Consider the following 23,645-nt stretch of genomic DNA (forward strand, 5'->3'; position numbering starts at 1 on the left):
TCGTTCCGCTCAGCGCGACACCGGCGTCCCGGCTTCGAGAAAGGCGCCGACCGGCGCGACGATGCGCGGGTCGCCCAGGATCCGGCGGTGGCCGAGCCCGCGCGTGACCAGCAACCGCGACCCCGGGTACGCCGCGTGCAGGCGGCGGCCGTGGCCCACCTCGACGACGTCGTCGTCCTCGTCGTGCACGACCAGCAGCGGCACCGTCACGGCCGCGGGCTCGTAGGTGCTGGAGAACCGCGTCCACAGGTCGGGCACGCCGATGTCACGCACCGACTGGACGCGCAGGTGCTCCGACAGTGACGGCCGCAGGCGCAGCTGCCGGGTGAACTCGGTGACCAGGTGGTCGAACTCGGCGGGGCCGCTGACGGCGACCAGCCGGTCGGCGCGCAGCCCGTTGCGCAGGGCATGGAAGGCGCACGGGACCCCGAACGAGTGCGCGATGACCGCGGCGAAGTCGCCGTGCCGGTCCTGCAGCATCCGCATGATCCGCTCGTACTGCAGCAGGTTCGTCGAGGTGCCGCCGGAGGCGCCGTGGCCGGGGGCGTCGAAGGCGACCGGGCTGAAGCCACGATGGAGCAGGTCGGCGATCATCCCGGCGTACCGGGAGGCGCGCGAGCTCCAGCCGTGCACCAGCAGCACCGGCCGCTGCCCGTCGCCCCAGACGTAGGTGGCGACCGGCACCCCGTCCAGCTCGAGTTCGCCGACCGTGGCGGCCGCGTGGACGTCCTGCTCGCGGGGGTGAACCTTGGCGCGTCCGGTCGGGCGGAAGAACAGCTTGTACGCGACGGCCCGGCCGATGGGCGGGGCGACGGCGGCCGTGGCGTTCAGCAGCCGTCCGGTGAGGAGGATCGCAGCGTTCATGTCGGCAGGCTAGCAATAAATAAGAACGACCGGTCGGTTAGTTATCTCACAGCGTGCCGCGACGTCGGCGACCTCCATCGCGGACAGTCCGCCCGGGGCCGCGAACAGCCGCCGAGCTGCGCCGACAGCTCCGTGTCGTCGACGCGGCGCTATCCTCCCCCGATGACGCACGAACCCGAGCTGACCTCGCCGGTTGACCTGTGCCTGCCTGACGGTCGGCTCAACCCGGCGGCGGTCGGCTGGACCCGCCGCCCGCTGCACACCGCCAACCTGCGCGGCTGGGGCCGGGCCAAACGCTGGGAGTACTGGGGCGTCGTGACCCCCTCGCACATCATCGGACTGGTCGCATCCTCGCTGGACTACGCCGGTGTGCACAGCGTCTACGTGCTGGACCGGGCCACCGGCGAGGAGACCGCGACCGACGCGGTGGTGCCGCTGGCCCGCGCGGTGGTGCTGCCGCCGCGCGGTGGTGCGGGCGACGTGTCGGTACGCGGCGGAGGGCTGGAGATCAGGATCGGGCAGCGCCCCGACGGCACCACCATCCACGCGACCGGGCGCGGAGTGCGGCTGAACCTGGAGGTGCCGCTGCCGGAAGGGCACGAGTCGTTGGGCGTGGTCGTGCCGTGGAGCAGCAGGCGGTTCCAGTACACGGTCAAGGACGTCGGCCGTCCGGTCCACGGCACATTGGAGCTGCACGGGCGCAGTCATGAGATCGGCGGCCCGGACGCGTTCGCGGTGCTGGACCACGGCCGGGGCAAGTGGCCGTACGCCATGACCTGGAACTGGGCCGCCGCAGCGGCCCCCGGCCGGGCGATCCAGCTCGGCGGCAAGTGGACCGACGGCACCGGGAGCACCGAGAACGCCCTGTTCGTCGACGGCCGCCTACACAAGATCGGTGCCGAACTGCGGTGGAGCTACGACCGGTCCGACTGGCTGCGTCCCTGGCGGATCAGCGGCGACCGGGTCGAGGTCGAATTCCATCCGTTCCACGAGAAGGTCGCCCGGACGAACCTCGGCGTCGTCGCGAACGAGACCCACCAGTGCTTCGGCCACTTCACCGGCTGGGCCGCGACCGACGACGGAACCCGCACCAGCCTCGACGGGCTGGTCGGCTGGGCCGAGGAAGCCCGCAACCGCTGGTAGCGGTCACAAGCAAGGAAGGGCCCCTTGTTATCGCTTCGGGTAGAAGAAGGGGCCCTTGTTCACGTCTGGTGTCAGTGGGGTGGACGTTGGCCCAGGCCACCGGCGGCCTCGGCGGCCGTGCAGCTCATCTCGCCAGGTTGGAGGTACACCGAGTCAGGCCGCCAGACCTCGGGCTTGCCGCCCTGGCCGGTGTCGGTGCGGGCGAGGCGGCAGTCGAACGTGGCTCGTTCGGTGTCGACGGCCCGCAACGCCAGACCCACCGTGGTGCCCCGCGCGACCACGTCCACCGTGATGCGTGGCTCGAGGGCGAGCTTCGCCACCGCCGCCCGCGCGGTCGCCTCGTCGGTCACCCCGGCGAACACCTTGGCCACGGCGTCGACATCCGGCAGCACCGGCGCTGGAGGCAGCGGCGGGTAGGTGACCGCCGGACCGGCCGGGCAGTCCACGGGGTCGGGGTAGGCGGCGTCGTACAGCATGACCTTGATGGTGTAGCAGAAGTCGTAGGTCGCCGAGTCGCTGGTGCCGCCGAACATGTTCTGCTTCGCGCCGGTGCCGCTCACCTTGACGGTGAGCGTCACCCCGCCCGAGACGTCCTTGCCCGCCACCCCGAGCAGCGTCATGTCCTCGCGTCCGGCCGCTCGGCGCCCGATCTGCTCGGCCGTCCAGTTGGCGTTGCGCGTGCCGTGGATGTCGCGACCGATCCTGGCCGCCTTCTGGATCGCGTCCTCGGCCGCCAGGTCTGCCAGCGACGACGCGCAGCCGCCGAGCAGCAGTGCGGTCGCCACGCCCAGCGTGATCACTCCCCGTTTCATGCCGAGCAGCCTCTCAGACCTGCTCGGCAGGCGCATGCGGCGTGCTACTCAACTACGGCTGAGTAGGCCGACGGGCCCGAATGGGTGGGCACCGTCGCGACCGGAGGCGATGTGGGTCAGTCGCGCTGGATTGCCTCGCCCCAGACATTGATCGTCGTGGTGAAGGAGCCGGGTGTGTGCGCGGTGATGACCACCGCGACCGGGATGAAACTGTCCCCGGCGTACTCGGGCGTCGCCGTGTACTGGGTGACGGTGCCGTCGGCCACCAGTTGCCGGACGATGCCGAGGTCGATCTGCTGCTTGATCTGTCCGACGCCGACCGGGACGAACACGTAGTTCTGCGGGATGTCGTGGCCGCCGAACTCCAGCGGCAGCAGGAACAGCTTCTCCAGCATGCCCTGGGCGGCCAGCCGGGCCGCCTCCGCCTCGGAGGTGACGTGCGAGAAGTCAGGACCGAGTGGCTTCTTGCGGCGCAGACCGAACATGACGTCCCCTTCGTCGGGCGGGCATGATCGCGACAGCGTAACCGAGGCCGTCCATGCCGGGGGACCGGGTTAGTTTGGCGAGGCGCAAAAATTCGCGCACGCAGTGACCTATGGGCCATAGCTGTCGTGAATGGACGGGCGCTCCCGTGGGACCGTCACACGCCGAGGTGCGCCGGTGGCTGCGGGTGGCGGCCGGGGCCGGGCTGACCAACGCCCAGTGGGACCTGGCCCGCCTGATCGACTAGGTGGACGGTGTGGCGGCGACCAAGCCGTGGTTCGTCGCGGCGGCCGAGGGCGGGCACGCGGGTGCCAAGTACCTGCTGCGGCCCGGAGGGGCGTACGACACCCCGAGCTGACGCCCATCGCGTTCCGGCCGCCTGGCTGCTGGTTGGTGAAAGTGACCTCCGCCATGACCGGCTTCGGTATCCTTGACTCGGACAGAAAAGGTCCGAGTAATATCTCGGATATTGCAAGTCCGAGTTTGCGGAGGGTTCGACCATGAAGATCGTCATCATCGGCGGCACCGGCCTGATCGGCACCAAGCTCGCCGGGCTGCTGCGGGCCGACGGCCACGACGTCGTCGCCGCCTCGCCCAGCACCGGCGTCGACACCATCACCGGAGCCGGTCTGGCCGAGGCGGTGCGGGGGGCCGACGTCGTCGTCGACGTGGCCAACTCGCCGAACTTCGAGGACCAGGCGGTGCTGGAGTTCTTCCAGACCTCCGGCCACAACCTGCTCGCCGCCGAAGCCGCCGCGGGCGTACGCCACCACGTGGTGCTGTCGATCGTCAACGCCGAACGCAATCCCGGCAGCGGCTACATGCGCGCCAAGGTGGTACAGGAAGACCTGGTCAAGGCGGCTCCGATGCCGTACACGATCGTCCGGGCCACTCAGTTCCTGGAGTTCGCCGGTGCCATCGCCGCCACGGCCGCCCAGGGCGACACCATCGCACTGCCGCCCGCGGCGATGCAGCCCATCGCCGCCGACGACGTCGCCGCCGCGCTGGCCCGCGCGGTCCAGGAGCCGCCCGTCAACGGCAGCGTCGACATCGCGGGACCGGAGAAGCTGGGCCAGGACGAATTCGTACGGCGCTACCTGGCCGCCGTGCACGACAGCCGCCACGTGGTCACCGACCCGAACGCGCGCTACTTCGGCGCGGAGCTGGACGACGAGTCGCTGGTGCCGCTCGGCCAGGCGCGCCTGGGCAAGATCAGCCTCGCGGACTGGCTTGCCGCCCGTGACACCACCGCCTGACCGGGATTTGTCCAACGGGCCGGGAACGGCAGGGGCACGGGCCTACGCTCGGGGCTGTGAGCAGCGCCCCGGCGTACACCCATGGTGCCCGCGTGGCCGCCCGCGACCACTGCCTCAGCCTGGTGCGGGCGGTCGACCGGCCCACCGGAGCCGCCCGCTACGGACGCATGTTCGCGGACCTGGCGCCCCTGGGGACCTCCCCGCAGCTGCTGACCAAGGCCGGGGAGAGCGGCGGAATCTGCGACGCGGCCGCGTTCCTGGACCGCGTCGGCCCCGGCGGTGACGACGCCGCCGAGGCCGCGGGCTGGCCGTTCTTCGGACAGCTGATCGCGCACGACATCACCGCCGACCGCTCGCCGATCGGCGGTGAAGTCGATCCCGAGGCGCTACGCAACGCCCGCGCCCCCAAGCTGAACCTGGAGATGGTCTACTCCGACGGCCCGATCGGCTCGCCGTACCTGTTCGACCTGCGTGATCCGGCGAAGTTCCTGCTCGGCCCGGACGGCGCCGACGTGCCGCGCAACACCCAGGGCGTCGCCCTGATCGGCGACCCGCGCAACGACTCGCACCTGTTCGCCCTCACCCTGCACGTGGCCCTGCTGCACGCGCACAACCGCATCGTCGACCGGCTGCGCGCCGAGGGGGCGCGCGAAGCCGACGTGTACGACAAGGCGCGCATCACCCTCACCTGGCACTACCAGTGGATCGCGGTCCACGACTTCCTGCCCCGCCTGGTCGGGCCGGACCTGGTCGAGCAGGTGCTCGCCGAGGGCGGACGGTGGTTCGCGCCGACGGCGCCGCAGGCGTACATCCCGCTGGAGTTCGCCGACGCGGCCTTCCGCTACGGCCACGGCCAGATCCGCCACACCTACCGGCTGGTCGACGGCGGCCCGGCGGTGCCGCTCTTTCCCGACCTGGTCGGGTTCGGGCCGGTGCCGCCCGACCGTCGCCTGGACCTGACCCAGGTCTTCGACGTCCCCGGGCACCCGAGGGCCCAGCGCGCCAAACGCCTCGACGGGCGGCTCGCCGCCAGCCTCATCGGCCTGCCCGAGCAGGTCACCGGTGCGGTCGACACGCCCGCCTACCGGTCCCTGGCCGTACGCGACCTGCTACGCGGCGGCACCACCGGACTACCCAGCGGCGAAGCCGTCGCGCGGCTGCTCGGCGAGGTGCCGCTGACCGCCGACGAGCTGGACCAGCCCTGGCCGCACGGCACCCCGCTGTGGTTCTACGTCCTCAAAGAGGCCGAGCACCGCGGCGGCGGCGACCGGCTCGGCCCGGTCGGCGGCCGCATCGTCACGGAGGTGCTGATCGGCCTGCTGCGCGCCGACCCGGCGAGCTATCTCAGCCTCGAACCGGACTGGGAGGCGACCCTGCCCGCGGCCGACCAGGTCTTCGGTCTGGCGGACCTGCTCACCCTCGGGATCTGCGGCCGCCGGCCGACGGCCGCCTGATATCCGTGTTCGGCGACGAGGAGGTACCTTCCATGGCCGCGACTGACCGGCAGAGGCCGAGTTCGAACGCGTGGCAGACCGCGCTCACCACCCTGCAGGAGGCGATGCCGCCGTTCATCCCGGCGGGAGCACACGCGATGACCGTGATCGTGGAGTTCCCGCCGGGGGACCCCGGCACGCCCCCGCACCGGCACTCCGGTCCGGCCTTCGGCTACGTACTGGAAGGCGAGATGCTGTTCGAGCTCGAGGGCGAGCCAGAGCGGGTCATCCGTACCGGGGAGGCGTTCTGGGAACCCGGCGGCGACGTCATCCACTACCAGGACGGCAACAACCGTGACGACACGCGGCTGCGCTTCCTCGTCACCATGCTGTGCGAACCGGGCAAGCCGATGCTCGTCCTGGTGGACGAGGAAGAACTGGCCCAGCGCCGGGACAGGCGCGCCGGGAGCGACTCATGAGCGGCACAGCCGGTTCGCCGGGTCCATCCGGGCCGCGGTTGCCGGGGCAGACGGTGGTCGTGCTCGGCGGCAGCGCCGGGATCGGGTACGAGACCGCGCGGCTGGCCCGCGCCGAGGGCGCCGACGTCGTGCTGGTCGGCCGCGACCCCGAGCACCTGCGGCAGGCCGCCGTCGAGATCGGCGCGGTCAGCACCGCCGCGTTCGACGCGACCGATCCCGAACGCCTGCGCGAGTTCTTCGCCGAGCTGCCCGGCCCGGTCGACCACGTCCTGGTGACCGCCGGCGGCAACTACTACGCGCGCCTGGCCGACCTGGACTTCACCCGGGTGCAGGGTCTGGTGGACGAGCATCTGCTACTGCCGTTGCACCTCGCCCGTGCCGTCGTCGGCAGGATGCGGCCGTCGGGGGCGCTGCTGTTCATGGGCGGGACCGGCGGCCGCAGACCCGGCCTCGGCCAGGTCGTGTCCGGGGCGATGACCGCCGCGTTGCCCCCGCTCGTGGCGAATCTCGCGCTCGAACTCGCGCCGATCCGGGTCAACCTCATCGCCGCCGGGTTCGTCGACACACCGCTGTCGGCGCGACTGCTCGGCGACGAGCTTGAGAAACGTCGCGAACAGCTGCGCACCACACTGCCGATCGGCCGAGTCGTCGGCCCGGCCGACGTCGCCGCGCTGGCGGTCCACCTCATGGTGAACACGGCGCTGACCGGCGCCACCTACGACATAGACGGCGGCCAACAACTCACCTAACCCACGCCACAGGTAAGGAAGGGCACCTTCTTATCGCTTTGCGAGGTAGAAGGTGCCCTTCTTCACCCTGCCTGCGTCGAGCGGTGAATGCGCCGAAAAATTAGTCCGGAGATTTCCGATTTATCCTGTTTAGGGGGCATATAGGGCGGGTAGTGCCGCGTTGCGTCGAACTCGATGGAGGTACGCATGCAACGTCTCACGAAGAGACTCGCCCGGTCGCAGTCGCGACCGTTCACCGCCTACGGAGTGGCGGTGCTGACCTTCGGGGCGGCCCTGGTGGCGGGCACGGCCTTCGGCCAACAGGCTGCGCAGGCGGAGGCGAAGGCGAAGGTCAGCGTCGACCCGGCGAGCCTTGGCTTCACCGCCGCGGCCTTCCCGCGCCACGCCTGCCAGCTGGACTTCGGCGGCGGGCCCTACGTCGACCAGGATGTCTGGGTGTTCAAGCTGCCCGGTGAACACGCCGAGACCGGGGAGTTCATCAACGTCACGGCGGAGTTCGGCACCCCCGAGGGCGACACGACCATCGTGACGATCCCCGCTGATGGCGGCGGCACGCTGCTGCGCGCGAACACGGACAAGGCATGGGCCGCGCTGCCGCAGGGGCTGACCCTGGTCGGCGCCACCGCCGAGATCACCGGTACGGCCGACAGCTTCATCGTGGGCCGCACCTGCCCCGCTTCGGCCGAAGCGCCTTCGCCTTCGCCCTCGGCGTCGTCTGCCCCGTCGCCCACGGCCTCGCCCGCCCTGTTGCCCTCGGCCTCGCCGGCCCCGTCGCCCTCGGCGTCGACAGCGCCGCCGGTGGCGGCCGGTCCGCTGCCGTTGCCCAGTGGCTCGGCATCGCCGTCGGCGTCGACGTCGGCCGCACCCGGCCGACCGGGCGGCCCGTCGCCGCGGCCCAGCAGCTCGGTCTCGCCGTCGCCGCGGCCGAGTAGGTCGGTCTCGCCGTCGCCGCGGCCGGTTGGCCCGGTCTCGCCGTCGCCGCGGCCCAGCGGTTCGCCTTCGGCGGCGCCGATCGTGCTGCCGCCGTTCCAGCCCGCGCCGTCCGCGACCACGCAACCGGCTCCGCCCGCCCCGCCGCACGCTCGCGGATTCGCCGTCCACGCCGATGACAACGGGTCGCAGTGGGCGTCCGGGTTCACCGAGCTCTGGGCGCAGATCGCCAAGATCTTTGGCTGACGTGTGAAACGGCCGTGACGGCGTACGCCCCAGGCGTATGCCGTCACGGCCGCGCAGCCGAAGTCGAAGACCGAGTTCGTGCGGGTACCGGCCCAGGACGGGGCACCATCGCTACTGCGGGCGTGGGCTCAGCCAACGTTGCGCGCGGCGGAGTCGGTCTTCGTCGCCGGACTTCCTCGCCGCCGCGAGGAGACGCTCCCGCAGTCGGGGCGGGACCGTGGCGACGTCCTCGGCCTGATGATCGCGGGACGCCGAGCCGTACAGGTGCCGCACGCCACCGGCCACGACACGCTCGTCCATGCCGCAGGTCTCCAGCGCTGCGATGATGTGGGCGATCGGTGTCTGCGCGAGTGCCGGCGCCGGCAGGGATTCGTGCACCGGGTAGCCGCTGCAACGCCCTGATCCGGAGCCGTACCAGGCCAATGTCGCGGCCGTCCGTTCGACCGGATCGGGCAGTGCCTCGCCGAGACGCTGGATCGCCAGCCGCGTCAACTCCGCGGGAATCGCTCCGGTGGTGCCGCTGGCGGTCAAGGCGGCATCCAGGAGGTCGCGTACCGCGACGGGTGCGTCATCGCGCCAGCGCTGCTCCTCGAGCTGCTGCTCGCGGTATCTGCGCCGGCGCCGTTCGTGCTCCGCCAACGGACCGTCGACCCCCTGCTCGGCGAGCCATCGCAGCGCCGCGACGCCGTCGCGCAGCACGGCGAGGCCTTTCCACCCGGACCAGTGCAGGAAGCTCGCATGGTGGAAGCCGGCCGTGGCGACGAGGTCATTCTCCTGATCGAAGAACTTGAAGGAGAGGTCGCCGAAGCACATGCAGGTCCCGTCGGTCGTCTGCTCGACGGCCAGGGCCTGGATCAGGCGACGAACAGCAGCCTGCTCGGTCACCGCCAACACCAGGCCGCCCTTCGGCACATCGCCGCCGGGTGCTCTGGGCGCGGTCACCCGAACCTGGGCGGCAGCGCGAAGCACCGCATCGAGGGCGGTCGGTTCCGAGGTCATCTCGCCACTCTAGGGATGGCGAGCTGGACCCGCCCGCTATTCGTCCCTTGGCGAACGAATCAGCGCGCTCCGGAGCCGGGCAGGTCGGTCTCGTCGAGATCGGCGGTCAGTTCATCGGGAGCCCGCATGCGCCACGCGTCGAGGACAAGTTCGCTCAGCCGGTCGACGTCGACCTTCGCCAGCCGAAGCATGACCAGGGGCAGGCCGTCGTAGCCGGGCGTGGTGAAGAAGCGTTCGGGCTCGCCGAGCAGCAGCGCCTGCTTCTCCGCCTCGTCGCCGACGTAGAGGACGGCGATGTCGGTCCGGATGACGCGCGGACTGCCCGGAGTCCGCTCCGGGTAGGACCAGACGAAGCCCTTGTTCGCGACCCGGAAGTCGAAGCCCTCGCTGTCGATCTCGACCACGTGCGGCAGAGCCAGCGCCAGTCGGCGTACGTCGTCGGCGTCAGCCATCAGGATCCCCCGCACCTCGGCTCCGGCATCGCCACAGCCTAGCGCCGGCGGGCCGGGCAGTCTCGGCGCCTCGGGACGGGAAGAACTCGGCGAACCTGGCGTCACCCGCTTCGGCAGGATCCACCGCGCCCTCGAACGCGTCTTCCGAGTGGCTCGGGTCAGAGCGCGATGGCGGCGCGCAGGCCCAGGCGCGGCGAGGATACGACCGGGATCGAGACCGCCGCCTGCTTGGCGGCGGGCGCCATCGAGGCCTGGGCCAGGACGATCACGTCGGCGTCGGTGACCTCGGTCAGCGCCTCGACCACCAGGTCCAGATAGCCGGTGACGGCACCGGCTTCGAAGAGGTCCCAGGCTCCGGGGATCGCCCGCGCGGACACGGACACGCTCCGGCCCGCCCGCGCGGCCTCCTCCTCGATCAGCTGCGTGGTCGGCACGAGTGTGCTGGTCAGCGCCGCCAGCACGGTGATCCGGGCGCCCGTCGCGACGGCCGCGGCGGCCATCGGCCGGTCGACCCGCAGCACCGGGATGCCCGCCTGATCGGCGGCCTGCTCGGCGAGCCCGCCGATGGTGGAGCAGGTGCACAGCAGCGCTCGCGCGCCGATCTCGGCGGCCCGCTCGACCTCCCGGGTGACCTGCGCGGCGACGGACGCGGTGCCGTTGCGCCGAGCCTCGTCGAGCAGGTGCTCGGCCACGATGTGGTACAGCGTGCGCGACGGCGCCACCTCGTCACGGAGGCGGTCGAAGGTCGGCACGTGGACCTGGGAGGTGTGCAGCAGAGCCAGCATCGTCGATCGTTCCCGGTACGGGCGGATTTTCGGGCGGGTCAAATTAACACCACCGCACCCGCCGCCGCTGTCCCGTGGGATCGCCGTCACAGACCTCATCCCGGTATGCGGTAACCCCGCAGGTCAGGCTGTCTGTCGCAGCGGTACGGTCGGGTTGCGTATATGGTCTCGACCCGTGTACTTCGTACCCGGACAGACCGTGCTGCGCCGCTGCTGGCGTGGCGGGCAGATTACGTTCCTGCAGGCGACCCGCGTGATCGAGGACGGTGCGCGGGGCCTGCTGCTGTGGCTGCCCGCCGGCGCGACGTACTGGCGGATCATGACCGAGGACGGTCGTACCCATCACGACGGCACGGTCGAGGAGCTCGGCCCGGACGCCGTGCTGCGTCCGCTCACCTGGACCGGCACTGACCTGCTGATGTGGCAGCGCCCCGGCGAGCCCTGGTCGGTGTGGTGGTTCTTCCGCGACGGACGGTTCGTCAACTGGTACGGCAACCTGGAGGACCCGTTCGTCCGCTGGCGCGACGGCGACGTCAGCGGCGTCGACTTCGCCGACAACGCGCTGGACGTGCTGGTGGATCCCGATCGGAGCTGGCGCTGGAAGGACGAGGCGGAGCTGGCGGCCAGGACGGGACACCGGCACTACTGGGACGCGGCCGGGGCGGCGGCGATCCGGGCCGACGGGCAGCGCCTGATCGAGGTCGCGCAGGCGGGTGCGTTCCCGTTCGACGGCACCTGGTGCGACTTCCGTCCCGACGCGACGTGGCCGCTGCCGCAACGCCCGGAAGGCTGGGATCGCCCGCGCGCGGTTGCACCATTTGTACCGTAGGCGCCGGTATGCTGGCGGCTCGTGACCGCTGCCCCATCCGAGCATCCGTCCGCCGCAGGGGACCGTGGTCGCCGCCGGCGATGGGATGCCGCCGCTGCCGTGGTGATGGCGCTCGGCGCGTTGACCGTGGTCTGGAACCTGTGCCGCGACGTCGCCGGCACGATGAACGTCAACTTCGGCGACCAGCACCAGTTCGAGTTCTTCCTCGCCCACGGCGCCGCCGTCGTGCGCGAGGGGCGCAACCCGTTCCACACCACGGCGATGAACTTTCCCGACGGTGTGAACACGATGGCCAACACCTCGGTGCTCGGCCTGTCGCTGCCACTGTCCCCGCTGACCATGACCATCGGTCCGCACGCCACGTTCCTGGTGCTGCTCGGCCTCATGTTCGCGCTCACCGGCGCCGCCTGGTACGCGCTGCTGTCCCGGGTCGTGGTCACCACCCCCGCCGCGGCACTGGTCGGGGCGGCCTGGTGCGCGTTCGCCCCGGGCATGGTGTCGCACGGCAACGCCCATCCGAACATCGTCGGGCAGTTCCTCGTACCCCTCATCGTCTGGCAGGTGATCCGGGCCGCGAGCCGCCGACGGCCCTGGCGCGACGGCGCGGCCCTGGCGTTGCTCGTGGTCTGGCAGGCGTTCATCAACGAGGAACTCCTGCTGTTCACCGCGGTCGCGCTCGCGTTGTTCACCGGTCTGGCCGCCGCCATGCGGCCCGAGCTGCGCCGCCAGGCCCGGCCACTGGTCGCCGCGCTGGCCGTGACCGCGCTGCTCGCCGGTGTCGCGCTGGCCTACCCGCTGTGGTGGCAGTTCGCCGGGCCGCAGGCCTACCACGGCCTGGGCACCCACATCCCGACCTACGGCAACGACCTCGGGTCGCTGCTCACCTACTCGACCCAGTCGCTGGCCAGCGCGGTGCTGCCCGATCACCTGGCCACCCCGGCGCCCGCGCCGAACCAGACCGAGGAGACCACCTACTTCGGGCTGCCGCTGGTGCTTTTGCTGGCCGGGCTGGTGTGGTGGTCGCGCCGCGACCGGATCGTGCTCGCGCTGGCCGCCGTGGCGGTCGTGTTCGGGGTGCTGTCCTGCGGCACCTCGATCAGCTGGTGGGATCGACCGCTGCTGGCCGGGCCCTGGCAGGCCGCGGCACGGCTGCCGATCCTGGACTCGGTCGTGCCCGCGCGGCTGGCACTGGTGACCATCGCGGTGCTCGGGGTGCTGCTGGCGCTCGGCGCGGACCGGGCCCTGCGGACGGCGCCGCGTCCGGCGGCCGTCGCGCTGCTGACCGCGTACGCGGTGGCGCTGCTGCCGACGGTGCCGACCCCGCTGGAGGCGCTGCCCCGCCACCGCACGCCCGCGGTGCTGGTCAACGGCGTCCTGGACGCGCATGTCGAACCCGGACACGCCATCATGTTCATCCCGCCGACGCGGGTGACCGTGCCCGAGCCCATGGGCTGGCTGGCCGAGGGTGGACTCAAGTACCGCATGACCAGCGGATACTTCCTCGGGCCGGGAGGCGAGCAGGGGCGGGGCGTGTCCAGCCCACCGTCCAGGTTCTTCGACGCCTGGCTGTACGGGATCCGCCGCACCGGCCACGTGCCGCCCATCACCGCGCAGCAACGGGCGCTGGCCGTGGCCGACCTGCGCCACTGGCAGGTCGACGCCCTGGTGATGGGGCCGACCCAGCGGTCCGGTCGGCTGCGCGGCGCGGTCACCAGGCTGCTGGGCGTCACGCCCCAGTACTGCGGCGGCGAGGACTGGGTCTGGGACGTCCGCCTGCTCGTGTGGGGCCGGACCGGCGCGGCAGGGCCGCGACCGTAACGATTGGTCGATCGATGAGTACCGGACAGTTCCCCCGCGACGGCGACGCCGCGCGGATGGCGCGGTGCCGCGGTGCGGACGCCACAACCGGCTCAGTCGCCGGACGATGCGGAAGATGTGGTTAGCACCCGATACCTCATCGACCGCCCCCGTCTGGCTGTCTCCGCACGCGCAGCCGAGTCTGCCAGCCGATCCTTGCCACAACCTTGCCCCCGGTCCGCCACCGTCGGTAGGATCACGAATTGCTACAAATCGCGGCGGAGGTCGGCGTGCTGGATATCCGGCTCCTCGGAACCGTCGCGGTGAGCCACGACGGTGTGGACGTCGCGCTCGGCAAACGACACGAGCGCTGCCTGGTCGGCATCCTGGCGATCGAGGCCGGACGGTCCATCAGCACCGAACGACTCCTGCGCCTGCTGTGGCCGGAGGAGCCGCCCGCCTCGGCCCGGCCCACGCTGCACACGTACGTCGCCCGGCTGCGCGGCCGACTCGCCCGATGCGGCGTGTCCATCGTGACCAGGGACTCCGGCTATCTCATGCAGGTGTGCCCGTCCGATGTCGACGTCCACCGGTTCACGGGACTGCTCAGCCAGGCGATCGACGAACCCGCGGCGGCACCGCGGTTCACGCTGCTCACACAGGCACTGGAGCTGTGGGGCGGCGAGCTGATGGCGGGCACCGCCGACGACCGGCTGCGCGAGGTGCTCGACGCGAGCCTACGGCAGCGGTTCCTGCTGGCGCACGAACTGCTGGCCGAGACCGGGCTGGAACTCGGCCACGTCGAGCACACCCTGTCCTACCTGCCGGAACTCGTGCGCCGACATCCGGCCCGGGAGCGGCTCGCCGCCGCGCTGATCCGCGCGTACCACCAGTGCGGCGACGCCGCGAGCGCGCTGTCCGTCTACGAGACCGTCCGCCGACACCTGGCCGACGAGCTGGGACTGGACCCCGGCAGCAACCTGTCCAGCCTGTACGTGTCGCTGCTGCATCGCCGCGACGACGATCCGCCGATCAGCTCAGCCCCGCCGGTGGTTCCGGCCCAGCTGCCGCCCGCCACCCGCGTGTTCGCCGCCCGCGCCGCCGAACTGGCCGAGCTCGACGCCCTGCTGGCCGAGGACACCAGCGCCGTGGTGATCTCGGCGATCGCGGGCAGTCCCGGGGTCGGCAAGACGACGCTGGCCGTGCACTGGGCCCACTCGCTGGCCGACCGCTACCCCGACGGTGCCCTCTACACGAACCTGCGTGGCTTCGACCCCAACGGGCAGGCCGCCAGCCCCGACGAGGTGATCTGCGGATTCCTCGAGGCGTTGCACGTGGCGCCCGGCCAGATGCCGACGACGCTTGCGGCCAAGACCGGGCTCTACCGCAGCCTGCTGGCCACCCGGCGCATGCTGATCGTGCTGGACAACGCCCGCGACGCCGCCCAGGTGCGGCCGCTGCTGCCCGGCACCCGTGGCTGCCTGGTCGTCGTCACCAGCCGTACGCAGCTGGGCGGGCTGGTGACCGTCGAAGGCGCCGTACCGATGACGCTGGGGCTGATGGCGCCACCGGACGCCCTCGAACTGCTCAGCCGTCGCATCGGCCCGGGGCGGGTGGCCGCCGAACCCGACGCCGCCGTCGACATCGTGCACCGGTGCGCCGGGCTTCCGCTGGCCCTGGCCCTGGTCGCCGCGCGGGCGGTGGCGCGGCCCAACGTCACACTGACCAGGCTCGCCGAGGAGCTGGCGGCCTCCCCGAGCCCGCTCGACGCGCTGTCCAGCGAGGACCGGGCGACCGACATGCGGGCCGTGTTCTCGTGGTCGTATCAGGCCCTGTCGGCTCCGGCCGCCGAACTGTTCCGGCTGCTCGGCCTGCACCCGGGCCCGGTCGTCACCACGCTGTCGGCCGCGGCCCTGTCCGGCACCGACCCGGCCCGGGCCCGCGCTCTGCTCGGCGAACTCGAACGCGCCCACCTCGTCGCCGAGGACGCCGAGGACCGCTACTCGATCCACGACCTGCTCCACGCGTACGCCGCCGACCTGGCCCGCGGGTCCGCCGAGACCGAGCCCGGCGCCGCTGCCCAGGCGCGGGCCGTCGAACGGCTGCTCGACCACTTCCTCGGCTCGGCGTACCGGTGCGACTCGCTGCTCGACCCGCACCGGGACCGGGCCGCGCCCGAGCACTGCTCGCCGGACGCGCACCCGTTCCAGGCGCGCGACCATGACGAGGCGCTGGCGTGGTTCACCGCCAACCATGCCGCCGCGCTGGCCGTGACCAGGCTCTGCGAGTCCGCCGGCCAGGACCGGCACCTGTGGCAGCTGGCCTGGTGCCTGGGCAACTTCTTCGAGCGACAGGGCCACTGGCACCACTGGATGGAGAGCCAGACCCTCGCCCTGGACGCCGCGGTCCGGCTCGGCGACGAACCGGCCCAGGCGCGCTGCCACCGGGGCCTGTCGCGGGTGCGGGCCCGCCTGGGCGACCGGGCGGCCTCGTTCCGGCACCTCACCACGGCGCTGGGCATCTACGAGGCGCACCGGGACCCGGTCGGGCGAGCCTGGACCCACCTGAACATCAACGTCTGCCATGAGAACGCGGGCGCCTACGAGCTGGCCCTCACGCACGCGCACCAGGCGTTCTCGCTGTTCGAACAGACCGAGCACGTCGCCGGGAAGGCGCTGTCGCTCAACGCCATCGGCTGGAGCCACGCCAACTTGGGCGACCACCACAAGGCGCTGCGGTACTGCGAGCAGGCGCTGAGCCAGCACCGCCAGATCAACCACCGGTCCGGGGAAGCCGACACGCTCGACAGCATCGGGCTGGCCTACCTCGGGTTGCAGGACCCGGTGCGGGCGGCGGGCGCCTACGAGGCCGCGCTGCGGCTGTTCGAGCAGCTGGGGGACCGGTACAACCAGGCGTTGTCGCACCTGCGGATCGGGGACGTGCACGACCGGCTCGCCCAGCCCGAGCGGGCGCGCGAGAGCTGGACCGCCGCTTGGCGGATCCTGCGGGAACTGGGCCACCCGGACGCGGCCGCGGTGGGCCGCCGTCTGGGCGTCACCGACGACAGGCCGGTCGAAACCGCCTCCTGACACGGCGCGCCCGGTGGGGGCGTGCGTACGCCCTGATTGCGGCTGCAAGTTCAGGAAAGCGGCTGCAGTTTCAGGGAAAGTGCTGGAATTCGGCCCAAGATTCGTGCAGTTTCCCCGAAACCGCAGCCCGATCATGCCCGGGGTCGCGCGCGGCGCGCGCGGCGTGGGGGTGTGTGGCGTGGGTGGCGTGGGTGGCGTGGGTGGCCCCTCGGGGCACCCTTGCGTCCCCCGTGTGGCACCATCCGTTGTACAACGAACGTAGTGGAACGGGGTTGTCATGAAGGTGCTGATCGTCGGGGGTGGGGTGGGCGGGTTGGCCCTGGCTCGGGGGCTCGCCGGGTCCAGGCACGAGGTCCGGGTCTTCGAGCAGGCCTCGCGGCTGCGGACCGGCGGTGCCGCCGTGACGATCTTCAGCAACGGAGCGGCCGCGCTGGCCGGACTCGGCGCGCCGCTCGCCGGCTTCGGCGGACGGTTGGACGCGCTGCGGTTCGACACCGCCGACGGCCGGACGATGGTCACCGCCGACCTGACCGTGCTCGCCGGGAAGACCGGATTCCCGGTGACGTCGGTGCCGCGTGACCGACTCGTCGAACATCTGGCCCGGGGCGTGCCGGTGGAGTTCTCGCGGGAGATCGTCGACGTCGAGGTCCACCCCGATGGTGTGGTCGCGGTCGAGGCGACCGGCGCTCGATACGAGGCCGATGTCGTGGTGGGCGCGGACGGCCACCGGTCCGCCGTACGCCGGGCGGTCCTGGACCCGGCACCCGCCGCCGAGAACGAGTGGACCACCTGGCAGGGGCTGACGCCGGTGTTGCCGGAGCTGGTCGGCGGCACCACGGGTGTCTGCGTCGTCGGCGACGCCGGGTTGGTCGGGCTGCTGCCGTCGGGTGACGGGCTGCTCATGTGGTGGTTCGACGTGCGACGGCCGCTGGAAGGCACGCCCGCCGCCGCGCTCGCCGCGCGGTTCGCCGGATACGGCCCGCTGGTCGACCGTCTGCTGGCGCAGCTGCGAGACGAGGACGTGGAACCGTTCCGGCACGTCACACACCGCATCCCGGATCGGTGGGGCAGCGGCGGCGCGACGCTGCTCGGCGACGCCGCGCACGCCTTCCCGCCCACCCAGGCGCAGGGCGCCAACCAGGCACTCGAAGACGCGTGGCTGCTCAGCCGCGCGCTACGCGCCGATCCCGCCGACGTGGCGGGTGCGCTGCGGCGATACGAGGCGCTGCGCACGCGCCGGGTGCGCAAGGTGTCGCGGCGCGCCGTCAGCGAGCGGACCAACAAACCCATTCCCGCACCGGTACGGATACTGCTGGGCATGATGCCGTCGGCCCTCATCGGCAGGGCATATGTAGCGCAACTTCGCGGCGTCAGCAGTGTCCTGCACGAGGAGGCGGTCTGAGGTGCATCGAACCTTGCTGGTGCGTACCACGTGGCATCGATGACGGTAACCGCATCTCTCGCTGCTGTGTCGCCTGGCCGACCGGCGGCGGAGACTCTGCGGCCGACCAGACGTGTGGCCATGTCGGGTGGCACCGGACGAATGCCTTGTCGGCCCTTCTCTTCCGTACGCGAAATGAGCTCCTGACGTACAAAGTGTCCTGCACATGTATTGCGGTGACGCGCCTGGACGAGCCGAAAGGTTGACCTCGCGCCAGTCGCGCACGTGTCGGTATTCTGCCGTGGAATGAACTCGCGTGCTGGTGGCTGCGCGACAACGAGGGCGTGATCCGGGGAGGTGGTCAATGTTCAACGCGGATGACAACGGCGGCTGGCTCGGACAACGGTCGGTCGCGTTCTGGACTGTCGTGGCCGGGATTGCCGCCCTCGTTACGTTATGCATATCCCCCTTTCGGTTCGGGGATGGCGACAACGCTCCTTCCGGCGTGAGCGAAACGGCAGGCGTGAGTCCGAATCAGTCTGTTCCGGCCGGGCGTCCCTCCGACACCGAGCCCAGCCCTCCTGCTTCCGCCACCGGTGGCGCCTACCTGGCGGACCTGCCAATCGTCGGTGGCTGCTGTGGAGGTCGGGCGGCCGTTACCTTGTCCGGAGTCGAATATCCAACCAGCTTTGTCATCAATACCGGATATTCGCGGCTGGATGGCTCTGACGCGGAGTTCAATCTCGGCGGCAAAGGTAGCAGGCTGATCGCCATGGTGGGGGTGGATGACTCTGAGAATGCTCGCGGAATCAAGGTGGACCTGACATTTTACGGCGACGACCGAACCCTGAAGGCGGTGACCGTATCGCTGACCCACCCCGTCAAGGTGAACATCAATGTCAGTGGAGTCATCCGCCTGAGGGTCTTCCTGAAGCCGCGACAGACCGTATTCGACGGACGAGACTTCTTTGTGAGTTTGGGTGATGCGAGAGTCGAGGGTGCCTGATCGAAGCATCGTGGCTGTGGCCGCGCTGCTGCTGTTGGGGCGGTCCGCGCCGCGCTACCTCGACGGGCGCGACCGGTTCGGCCATTGGGAGCGGGTGCGACTTATCTGATTTCGTCGTGTCGTCCAGCGCTGCTGTCTACGATCGGAGCGTGTCCGGCTCGGCGGACCGGACGGTCGTGCGGCTGCGCGCCGGGATTGGACTGGTGATCCTCTCCTGGCTGCCGATCGCGCAGGTCGTCATCTGGACGACTGGGTTGAGCGGGGGCACCGCCGAGGAGTTCCGGCTGTCGGTCTGGGTCGTCCAGGTGCTCATCGGTTTCGTCGGACTTGCCCTGGCCGGGGTCGCCGCGAAGGCGGCCGTCAAGGCCGCCGGCTGGCGCCGGCTGCCCCGTACGCTCTGGCGGATGTTCTGGACCGGCCGCCTGGCGTGAGCTGTGGCCGGGCAGCTCCCGCCGCGTCGCTGGGACGGCCCGCCGGCGCCTGGCGGGACGTCTCACAGCCGTACGGCTGCTACTGGGCGGCCAGCTCAGGCTGCTCCGCCGGGGCCGGGCCGACCGGCGCCACCGGCGGGGAACCGGCCGCCCGCCACGCCGCGCACACCGCGTCGGCTGCCGTCCTGCCCTGAGCGGCGTTCAGGCCCGGTGCGCTGACCGAGCAGGTGCCGTCGGCGACGGTCAGGGTGAGCTCGCCGCCGGCGGCCAGCGGGAGGGTCAGCGATCCGTCGGCCTGCCAGCCCAGGTCCATCGGCAGCTCCGCCAGCGACACTCCGGCGGGCAGCGCCTCGGACACCGCGTCGACGGCGCTGCCCAGCGGGAAGCCGGTCGCCAGCTGCGATCCGGCGTTCGGGTCCGCCAACTGCGGAGACGCCGAAGGCTGGGCCAGCGGCCGCGGCGCCGGGGTCGAGGTCGGCCAAGCCGCCACGGCCACCGCACCGGCCAGCAGCGGCACCGCCACCAGTGCGCCGATCGTGGCGAAGCGGCGGTTGCGGCGGCGGATGCCGCGCTGCTCGATGTCGGCGGTGCCGCCGGGCAGGTCGGGTTCGTCGGCGACGAGCGCGGCCAACGCGGCACGCACCTCGTCCTCGTGGTCTGTCATGCGCGATCTCCTTCCAGGGCGCCGGAGCGTGCCAGCGCCGCGCGTAGGTGCACCAGGCCACGGGCGGCCTGGCTCTTGACGTTGCCTTCGCTGCACCCCAGGGCCGCCGCGGTCTGCTCGACCGACAGGTCCTCCCAGTAGCGCAGGACCACTACCGCGCGCTGCGACGGGTGCAGTTGCGCCAGCGCACGCAGCAGCACGTCGCGGGTGCCGTCGTCAGCGGGCCCGGCCACAGCGGTCTCCGGCAGGTCGGCGACGGCGACCTCGCGCCGCCAGCCGCGCCGGTGCGTGGCCAGGTATCCGTTGACGAGCATGCGGCGCACGTACGGGTCGACGTCGCCACCGGCGCGCACTCGCCGCCAGCGCACGAACAGTCCGGCCAGCGCGTCCTGCACCAGGTCGTCGGCGAGATGCCAGTCCCCGCACAGCAGGTACGCGGTGCGGCGCAGGGCGGCCCGCCGGTCGGCGGCGTACTCGCGGAATCCCGTGTCGGTCATGCGTTCTCCCGCCCGACCCGTTCATGGCACATGCTCATGCCTCCTCCATGCAGCCGACCCCCGCGCGGGTTGCATGGACCGCGCGGAACATCCAAGATCGCGCAAGTTGCCAGGCGACCGGGCGTATCTTGATCACTGTTGTGCCCGATTGCCCGGCAAATTGAGCGGGGCCGCGTCGTGGCCCAGTGCGTCCACATCCGCAGGAACAGCCAGTAGGAGGCGTCGGGCGCGGCGCCGGGCTGTTCCGGCTCCTGTTCGGCGGACTGATCCGCCGCTCGATCACCCTGGAGAACGAGGGCTTCCGGGCGGCCGCGCGGAAAGTCGAGAAAGGACGACTCTGACGCGCTGTCGGCCGCGCCCGCGCTGTGCCGCCGGAGCTCGCCGCACTAAAATAGCGGTCTATCTGTCGACCGAACGCACAGTCAGGCCGCGAGCATGGACGTCAGCGCACTACCGCCGAACATCGCCGCCGCCTGGGGTCTGCGGGAGCGGCCGGGCAAGGGACCGAAACCGGCGCTCAGCCTCGATCTGGTCGTGGCGGCGGGCATCCGGGTGGCCAAGGCCGACGGCATCGGCGCGGTGTCGATGAACCGGGTCGCCACCGAGGCGGGCGTGTCGACCATGGCTCTCTACCGGTACGTACGCGCCAAGGACGAACTGCTGGAACTCATGGTCGACGCGGCCATCGGCGCCCCGCCGCAGCACGATCCCGAGTTGGACTGGCGCGCCGGACTGGCCCGCTGGTCCTGGGGGGTGCGGGCGAGCTACCAGCGCAATCCGTGGGTGCTGCGGGTGCCGATCAGCGGACCGCCGGCCACGCCGAACCAGCTCGGCTGGCTGGACGCCGGGCTGCGCTACCTGACCGACACCGGGCTCACCCCGGCGCAGCAGATGTCGGTGATCCTGCTGCTGAGCGGGTACGTCCGCAACGAGGCGTCGCTGGGGGTGGACCTGCAGGCCGGGGTCCTCGGCGAGGCCGAGACCACGGCGGAGGACCCGATGGCCGGGTACGGCCGGATGCTGCGGCTGCTGGTCGACCCGGTCCGTTTCCCCTCGCTGAGCCAGGTCGTCGCGACCGGGGTGCTGGACCAGTCCGACGGCCTCGACGACGAGTTCGTCTTCGGGCTCGATCGGATCCTCGACGGCATCGCCGTGCTCACGTTCGCCTGGCGGTGACCGGCCGGGACGCCGGACGCCGGTCCCGCCGCACCGCCTCGGCCGCGGCCAGGTAGGCCCGGCCCAGCGCGGGGTGCCCGAACCGCAGCAGGTAGAGGCCGGAGGCGACCCGTTCGGTGCGCGCCCACGCCCAGACCGCCTCCGGGTCGACCCCGCAGCTCGCGGCCAGCCGGGCGCAGTCGGCGCGGACCAGGTCGGCCGGGGCGGGCGCGGCCAGGACCCGGTGCGGGTCCGTTCGGGCGACGGCGACACCGAGGTCGTACGCGGGTTCGGCGACGACACCGGCGGGATCGACCAGTACGTACCCGGTGTGCGCCCCGGGGCGGGGCGACGCGACGGCCAGCGCATTGCCGGGGTGCGGGTCGCCGTGGCACACCACGCTGCCCTCCGGCCGGTGCGCGGCCGCCCGGTCGGCCGCGGCGGACAGCGCTTCGGCGATCAGCTCGGGCGAGCACGGCTCACCCAGCCGCGCCCACAGGCTCTGGAGCAGGTGCGACAGCTGTTCGGCCTTGCCCGGTCCAGGCTCGGCCCGGACCGGGACCTGCCACGCCTCGTGCAGGGTCTCGGCCAGCACGTCGAGCCGGCGCGGCACCGGCAGCCGTGTCGCCGCGAGCGCGGATCCGAGCGGTTCCAGCAGGGCCGCGTGTTCGGACAGGTCGTAGGCGTGCAGGCGGACGTAGCCGCGACCCCGGGCGGCGGCGAGGGTGCGCAGTTGGCGGCCGAAGCCGGTGCCCGGCGCGGCGAGTTTCAGGACCGCCGGGCGGTCGGCGGTACGGACCCGCAGCACCAGGGCGGCGGTGCCGTTGCCGTACACCTCGTCGAAGGACAGCGCCCACCGGTCCCGCAGCCGGTCGAGCCGTTCGGGTAGGCCCGCCAGCCAGGCCCGCCCGGCCTCGCCGCGCTCCAACGCGGTCCGGCGTACGCCGTCCGGGATCACCACCGCCACCGCGCGGTCAGTCCGTCGACGCGCCGAGCCGCCGGGTGAAGCCGGGCGGGATGACGAGATCCTCCGGAACCAGCTCGGCGACGCTCGCACGGCCCAGCCCGAGCAGGGCCGAGTCGATGCCCGCCCGCATCAGGTCCAGCACGTTCTCCACCCCGCGCTGCCCGTTGGCGGCCAGCCCCCACAGGTACGCCCGACCGATCATGACGGCGCGGGCGCCGAGCGCCAGCGCCTTCACCACGTCGCCACCGCGCCGCACCCCGCCGTCGAGCAGCACCTCGATCTGGCCGCCGACCGTCTCGGCGATCGCGGGCAGGCAGCGGATCGCGGCCGGGGTGCCGTCCAGGTTGTTGCCGCCGTGATTGGAGACCGAGATCGCCGACACGCCCGCGTCCACCGCCCGCCGGGCGTCGTCGACCCGGGTGACCCCCTTGAGCAGGAACGGACCACCCCACTCGCGCCGCAGCCAGGCGATGTCGTCCCAGCTGGGCGGGGACGTGCCCAGCCAGGCGCCGTACGCGCCGAAGAAGGTAGGCGCGGGCTGGCCCTCGTCGGCCATGTTCGGCACGGTCAGGTCGGGCAGCCGCCCCGGTCGCAGGAAACCGCGCAGCCAGCGCGGATGCGTCAGCGCCTGGGGGGCGAACCGCACCATCTCACGTGCCGTGACGCGCTGCGGGATGCGTGGGCTGCCCCAGTCGCGGCTGTGCGAGAACGACCAGTCGGTGGTGACGATGAGCCCCACCGCCCCGGCCGCGCGGGCCCGTTCCATCCGGGCCGCCATGTGTTTGCGGCTGCCGATCCAGTACAGCTGGAAGAACGTCTTCGGGTTGGCGGCCACCACCGCCTCGACCGGCTTGCTCGCGAACGAACTGAGGCCGATCGCGGTGCCGCGCGCGGCGGCCGCGCGGGCCACCGCCACCTCCCCGTCGGGGTGCACCGCCTGCACCCCGGTGGGGGAGATGAGCACCGGCAGCGCCAGCGGCACCCCGAGCACCGTCGTGGCCAGGTCGCGCTTGGGCGAGTGCCCCACCACGTGCGGGGCGAAGCCCAGTTCGTCGAAGGCGGCGAGGTTGTCCTGTACGGTCAGCCCCTTCTCGGCCCCGGCCAGCAGTGCGCCGTACACCGAGGGGGGCAGGCGGCGGCGGGCCCGCCGCTGGGCCTCCGCGACCGTCTCGAACCATCCACTGCCCATGGCGTGCCT

The 23,645-nt window shown here is 72.0% G+C and carries 23 protein-coding genes; 13 read left to right on the forward strand and 10 right to left on the reverse strand.

All coding sequences use genetic code 11. The annotated features are described in order from the left end of the window. Window positions 1–9 precede the first annotated feature (9 nt). On the reverse strand, window positions 10–864 hold the full coding sequence (locus KUA19_RS33640; protein WP_217402688.1) for an alpha/beta fold hydrolase: 855 nt from the start codon (window positions 862–864) through the stop codon (window positions 10–12). Between the two features lie 162 nt (window positions 865–1,026). On the opposite strand from KUA19_RS33640, the gene KUA19_RS33645 reads away from it, so the two are divergent. Beyond that, a complete protein-coding gene (locus KUA19_RS33645) occupies window positions 1,027–2,007 on the forward strand; it encodes a DUF2804 domain-containing protein (RefSeq protein ID WP_217402689.1) in 981 nt (326 codons plus the stop codon). A 71-nt stretch (window positions 2,008–2,078) separates the two neighbouring features. Here the strand turns inward: KUA19_RS33645 and KUA19_RS33650 are convergent, their stop codons facing one another. Both KUA19_RS33650 and KUA19_RS33655 read right to left on the reverse strand, forming a co-directional pair. Next, a complete protein-coding gene (locus tag KUA19_RS33650; protein WP_217402690.1) occupies window positions 2,079–2,819 on the reverse strand; it encodes a hypothetical protein in 741 nt (246 codons plus the stop codon). Between the two features lie 116 nt (window positions 2,820–2,935). Next, complete coding sequence (locus KUA19_RS33655) at window positions 2,936–3,304, reverse strand: protein kinase family protein (protein WP_217402691.1); 369 nt, start codon at window positions 3,302–3,304, stop codon at window positions 2,936–2,938. A gap of 498 nt (window positions 3,305–3,802) precedes the next feature. Here KUA19_RS33655 and KUA19_RS33660 point away from each other — a divergent pair, with 498 nt between their 5' ends. The 5 genes from KUA19_RS33660 (at window position 3,803) to KUA19_RS33680 (ending at window position 8,395) form a co-directional block, all read left to right on the forward strand. Continuing rightward, window positions 3,803–4,558, forward strand: a complete 756-nt coding sequence (locus tag KUA19_RS33660) for an SDR family oxidoreductase (protein WP_217402692.1) — start codon at window positions 3,803–3,805, stop codon at window positions 4,556–4,558. 56 nt (window positions 4,559–4,614) lie between these two features. Further along, complete coding sequence (locus KUA19_RS33665; RefSeq protein WP_217402693.1) at window positions 4,615–6,012, forward strand: peroxidase family protein; 1,398 nt, start codon at window positions 4,615–4,617, stop codon at window positions 6,010–6,012. A 32-nt stretch (window positions 6,013–6,044) separates the two neighbouring features. After that, a complete protein-coding gene (locus KUA19_RS33670; RefSeq protein ID WP_217402696.1) occupies window positions 6,045–6,470 on the forward strand; it encodes a cupin domain-containing protein in 426 nt (141 codons plus the stop codon). Beyond that, window positions 6,467–7,219 (forward strand): SDR family oxidoreductase, encoded by a 753-nt coding sequence (locus tag KUA19_RS33675; protein ID WP_217402698.1) that lies wholly within the window; start codon window positions 6,467–6,469, stop codon window positions 7,217–7,219. The genes KUA19_RS33670 and KUA19_RS33675 overlap by 4 nt, the downstream gene beginning before the upstream one ends. Window positions 7,220–7,405: 186 nt before the next feature. Next, window positions 7,406–8,395: a hypothetical protein gene (locus KUA19_RS33680; protein ID WP_217402700.1), complete on the forward strand. Its 990-nt coding sequence runs from the start codon at window positions 7,406–7,408 to the stop codon at window positions 8,393–8,395. Window positions 8,396–8,506: 111 nt separating this feature from the next. Here the strand turns inward: KUA19_RS33680 and KUA19_RS33685 are convergent, their stop codons facing one another. The 3 genes from KUA19_RS33685 to KUA19_RS33695 form a co-directional block, all read right to left on the reverse strand. Beyond that, window positions 8,507–9,394 carry a hypothetical protein gene (locus tag KUA19_RS33685; protein ID WP_217402702.1) on the reverse strand — a complete coding sequence of 296 codons (888 nt, stop codon included), beginning with the start codon at window positions 9,392–9,394 and terminating at the stop codon, window positions 8,507–8,509. A gap of 59 nt (window positions 9,395–9,453) precedes the next feature. Further along, window positions 9,454–9,846: an MmcQ/YjbR family DNA-binding protein gene (locus KUA19_RS33690; protein WP_217402704.1), complete on the reverse strand. Its 393-nt coding sequence runs from the start codon at window positions 9,844–9,846 to the stop codon at window positions 9,454–9,456. A gap of 158 nt (window positions 9,847–10,004) precedes the next feature. After that, a complete protein-coding gene (locus KUA19_RS33695) occupies window positions 10,005–10,631 on the reverse strand; it encodes an aspartate/glutamate racemase family protein (RefSeq protein ID WP_217402706.1) in 627 nt (208 codons plus the stop codon). A 175-nt stretch (window positions 10,632–10,806) separates the two neighbouring features. On the opposite strand from KUA19_RS33695, the gene KUA19_RS33700 reads away from it, so the two are divergent. The 6 genes from KUA19_RS33700 to KUA19_RS33725 all read left to right on the forward strand — a co-directional run bounded on the left by KUA19_RS33700 (window position 10,807) and on the right by KUA19_RS33725 (window position 19,164). After that, window positions 10,807–11,460 (forward strand): DUF402 domain-containing protein, encoded by a 654-nt coding sequence (locus KUA19_RS33700; RefSeq protein WP_217402708.1) that lies wholly within the window; start codon window positions 10,807–10,809, stop codon window positions 11,458–11,460. A gap of 21 nt (window positions 11,461–11,481) precedes the next feature. Continuing rightward, a complete protein-coding gene (locus KUA19_RS33705; RefSeq protein WP_217402716.1) occupies window positions 11,482–13,278 on the forward strand; it encodes a DUF6541 family protein in 1,797 nt (598 codons plus the stop codon). A gap of 242 nt (window positions 13,279–13,520) precedes the next feature. Beyond that, a complete protein-coding gene (locus tag KUA19_RS33710; RefSeq protein ID WP_217402718.1) occupies window positions 13,521–16,346 on the forward strand; it encodes an AfsR/SARP family transcriptional regulator in 2,826 nt (941 codons plus the stop codon). A 277-nt stretch (window positions 16,347–16,623) separates the two neighbouring features. After that, window positions 16,624–17,748 carry an FAD-dependent oxidoreductase gene (locus KUA19_RS33715; protein ID WP_217402719.1) on the forward strand — a complete coding sequence of 375 codons (1,125 nt, stop codon included), beginning with the start codon at window positions 16,624–16,626 and terminating at the stop codon, window positions 17,746–17,748. A 343-nt stretch (window positions 17,749–18,091) separates the two neighbouring features. Further along, a complete protein-coding gene (locus KUA19_RS33720; protein WP_217402720.1) occupies window positions 18,092–18,733 on the forward strand; it encodes an NPCBM/NEW2 domain-containing protein in 642 nt (213 codons plus the stop codon). Between the two features lie 149 nt (window positions 18,734–18,882). Further along, window positions 18,883–19,164 (forward strand): hypothetical protein, encoded by a 282-nt coding sequence (locus KUA19_RS33725; RefSeq protein ID WP_217402721.1) that lies wholly within the window; start codon window positions 18,883–18,885, stop codon window positions 19,162–19,164. Window positions 19,165–19,243: 79 nt separating this feature from the next. On the opposite strand, the gene KUA19_RS33730 is transcribed toward KUA19_RS33725, so the two are convergent. Both KUA19_RS33730 and KUA19_RS33735 read right to left on the reverse strand, forming a co-directional pair. Further along, entirely contained in the window at window positions 19,244–19,828 is a 585-nt protein-coding gene (locus KUA19_RS33730; RefSeq protein WP_217402722.1) for a hypothetical protein, read from the reverse strand. Next, window positions 19,825–20,325, reverse strand: coding sequence for a SigE family RNA polymerase sigma factor (locus KUA19_RS33735; RefSeq protein WP_217402723.1), 501 nt, complete (start codon window positions 20,323–20,325; stop codon window positions 19,825–19,827). Before KUA19_RS33735 ends, KUA19_RS33730 begins: the two co-directional genes overlap by 4 nt. 435 nt (window positions 20,326–20,760) lie before the next feature. Between KUA19_RS33735 and KUA19_RS33740 the strand changes: the two genes are divergently transcribed. Further along, the gene (locus tag KUA19_RS33740) at window positions 20,761–21,501 is read left to right on the forward strand and encodes a TetR/AcrR family transcriptional regulator (RefSeq protein ID WP_217402725.1); all 741 of its coding nucleotides are present in this window, start codon (window positions 20,761–20,763) and stop codon (window positions 21,499–21,501) included. On the opposite strand, the gene KUA19_RS33745 is transcribed toward KUA19_RS33740, so the two are convergent. Both KUA19_RS33745 and mftD read right to left on the reverse strand, forming a co-directional pair. Next, window positions 21,482–22,447 carry an aminoglycoside phosphotransferase family protein gene (locus KUA19_RS33745; RefSeq protein WP_217402727.1) on the reverse strand — a complete coding sequence of 322 codons (966 nt, stop codon included), beginning with the start codon at window positions 22,445–22,447 and terminating at the stop codon, window positions 21,482–21,484. The genes KUA19_RS33740 and KUA19_RS33745 overlap by 20 nt on opposite strands. 7 nt (window positions 22,448–22,454) lie before the next feature. Next, the gene (mftD, locus tag KUA19_RS33750; RefSeq protein WP_217402729.1) at window positions 22,455–23,636 is read right to left on the reverse strand and encodes a pre-mycofactocin synthase MftD; all 1,182 of its coding nucleotides are present in this window, start codon (window positions 23,634–23,636) and stop codon (window positions 22,455–22,457) included. Window positions 23,637–23,645: the final 9 nt, after the last annotated feature.

Source organism: Catellatospora tritici (assembly GCF_019083965.1).
In the GTDB taxonomy this organism is placed as follows: domain Bacteria; phylum Actinomycetota; class Actinomycetes; order Mycobacteriales; family Micromonosporaceae; genus Catellatospora; species Catellatospora tritici.

Coding starts and splice junctions, on each gene's coding strand:
- KUA19_RS33730 (WP_217402722.1), bottom strand. CDS start 19,828: ATGACAGACCACGAGGACGAGGTGCGTGCCGCGTTGGCCGCGCTCGTC.
- KUA19_RS33650 (WP_217402690.1), bottom strand. CDS start 2,819: ATGAAACGGGGAGTGATCACGCTGGGCGTGGCGACCGCACTGCTGCTC.
- KUA19_RS33675 (WP_217402698.1), top strand. CDS start 6,467: ATGAGCGGCACAGCCGGTTCGCCGGGTCCATCCGGGCCGCGGTTGCCG.
- KUA19_RS33655 (WP_217402691.1), bottom strand. CDS start 3,304: ATGTTCGGTCTGCGCCGCAAGAAGCCACTCGGTCCTGACTTCTCGCAC.
- KUA19_RS33740 (WP_217402725.1), top strand. CDS start 20,761: ATGGACGTCAGCGCACTACCGCCGAACATCGCCGCCGCCTGGGGTCTG.
- KUA19_RS33680 (WP_217402700.1), top strand. CDS start 7,406: ATGCAACGTCTCACGAAGAGACTCGCCCGGTCGCAGTCGCGACCGTTC.
- KUA19_RS33720 (WP_217402720.1), top strand. CDS start 18,092: ATGTTCAACGCGGATGACAACGGCGGCTGGCTCGGACAACGGTCGGTC.
- KUA19_RS33695 (WP_217402706.1), bottom strand. CDS start 10,631: ATGCTGGCTCTGCTGCACACCTCCCAGGTCCACGTGCCGACCTTCGAC.
- KUA19_RS33660 (WP_217402692.1), top strand. CDS start 3,803: ATGAAGATCGTCATCATCGGCGGCACCGGCCTGATCGGCACCAAGCTC.
- KUA19_RS33690 (WP_217402704.1), bottom strand. CDS start 9,846: ATGGCTGACGCCGACGACGTACGCCGACTGGCGCTGGCTCTGCCGCAC.
- KUA19_RS33715 (WP_217402719.1), top strand. CDS start 16,624: ATGAAGGTGCTGATCGTCGGGGGTGGGGTGGGCGGGTTGGCCCTGGCT.
- KUA19_RS33685 (WP_217402702.1), bottom strand. CDS start 9,394: ATGACCTCGGAACCGACCGCCCTCGATGCGGTGCTTCGCGCTGCCGCC.
- KUA19_RS33645 (WP_217402689.1), top strand. CDS start 1,027: ATGACGCACGAACCCGAGCTGACCTCGCCGGTTGACCTGTGCCTGCCT.
- KUA19_RS33735 (WP_217402723.1), bottom strand. CDS start 20,325: ATGACCGACACGGGATTCCGCGAGTACGCCGCCGACCGGCGGGCCGCC.
- KUA19_RS33640 (WP_217402688.1), bottom strand. CDS start 864: ATGAACGCTGCGATCCTCCTCACCGGACGGCTGCTGAACGCCACGGCC.
- KUA19_RS33670 (WP_217402696.1), top strand. CDS start 6,045: ATGGCCGCGACTGACCGGCAGAGGCCGAGTTCGAACGCGTGGCAGACC.
- mftD (WP_217402729.1), bottom strand. CDS start 23,636: ATGGGCAGTGGATGGTTCGAGACGGTCGCGGAGGCCCAGCGGCGGGCC.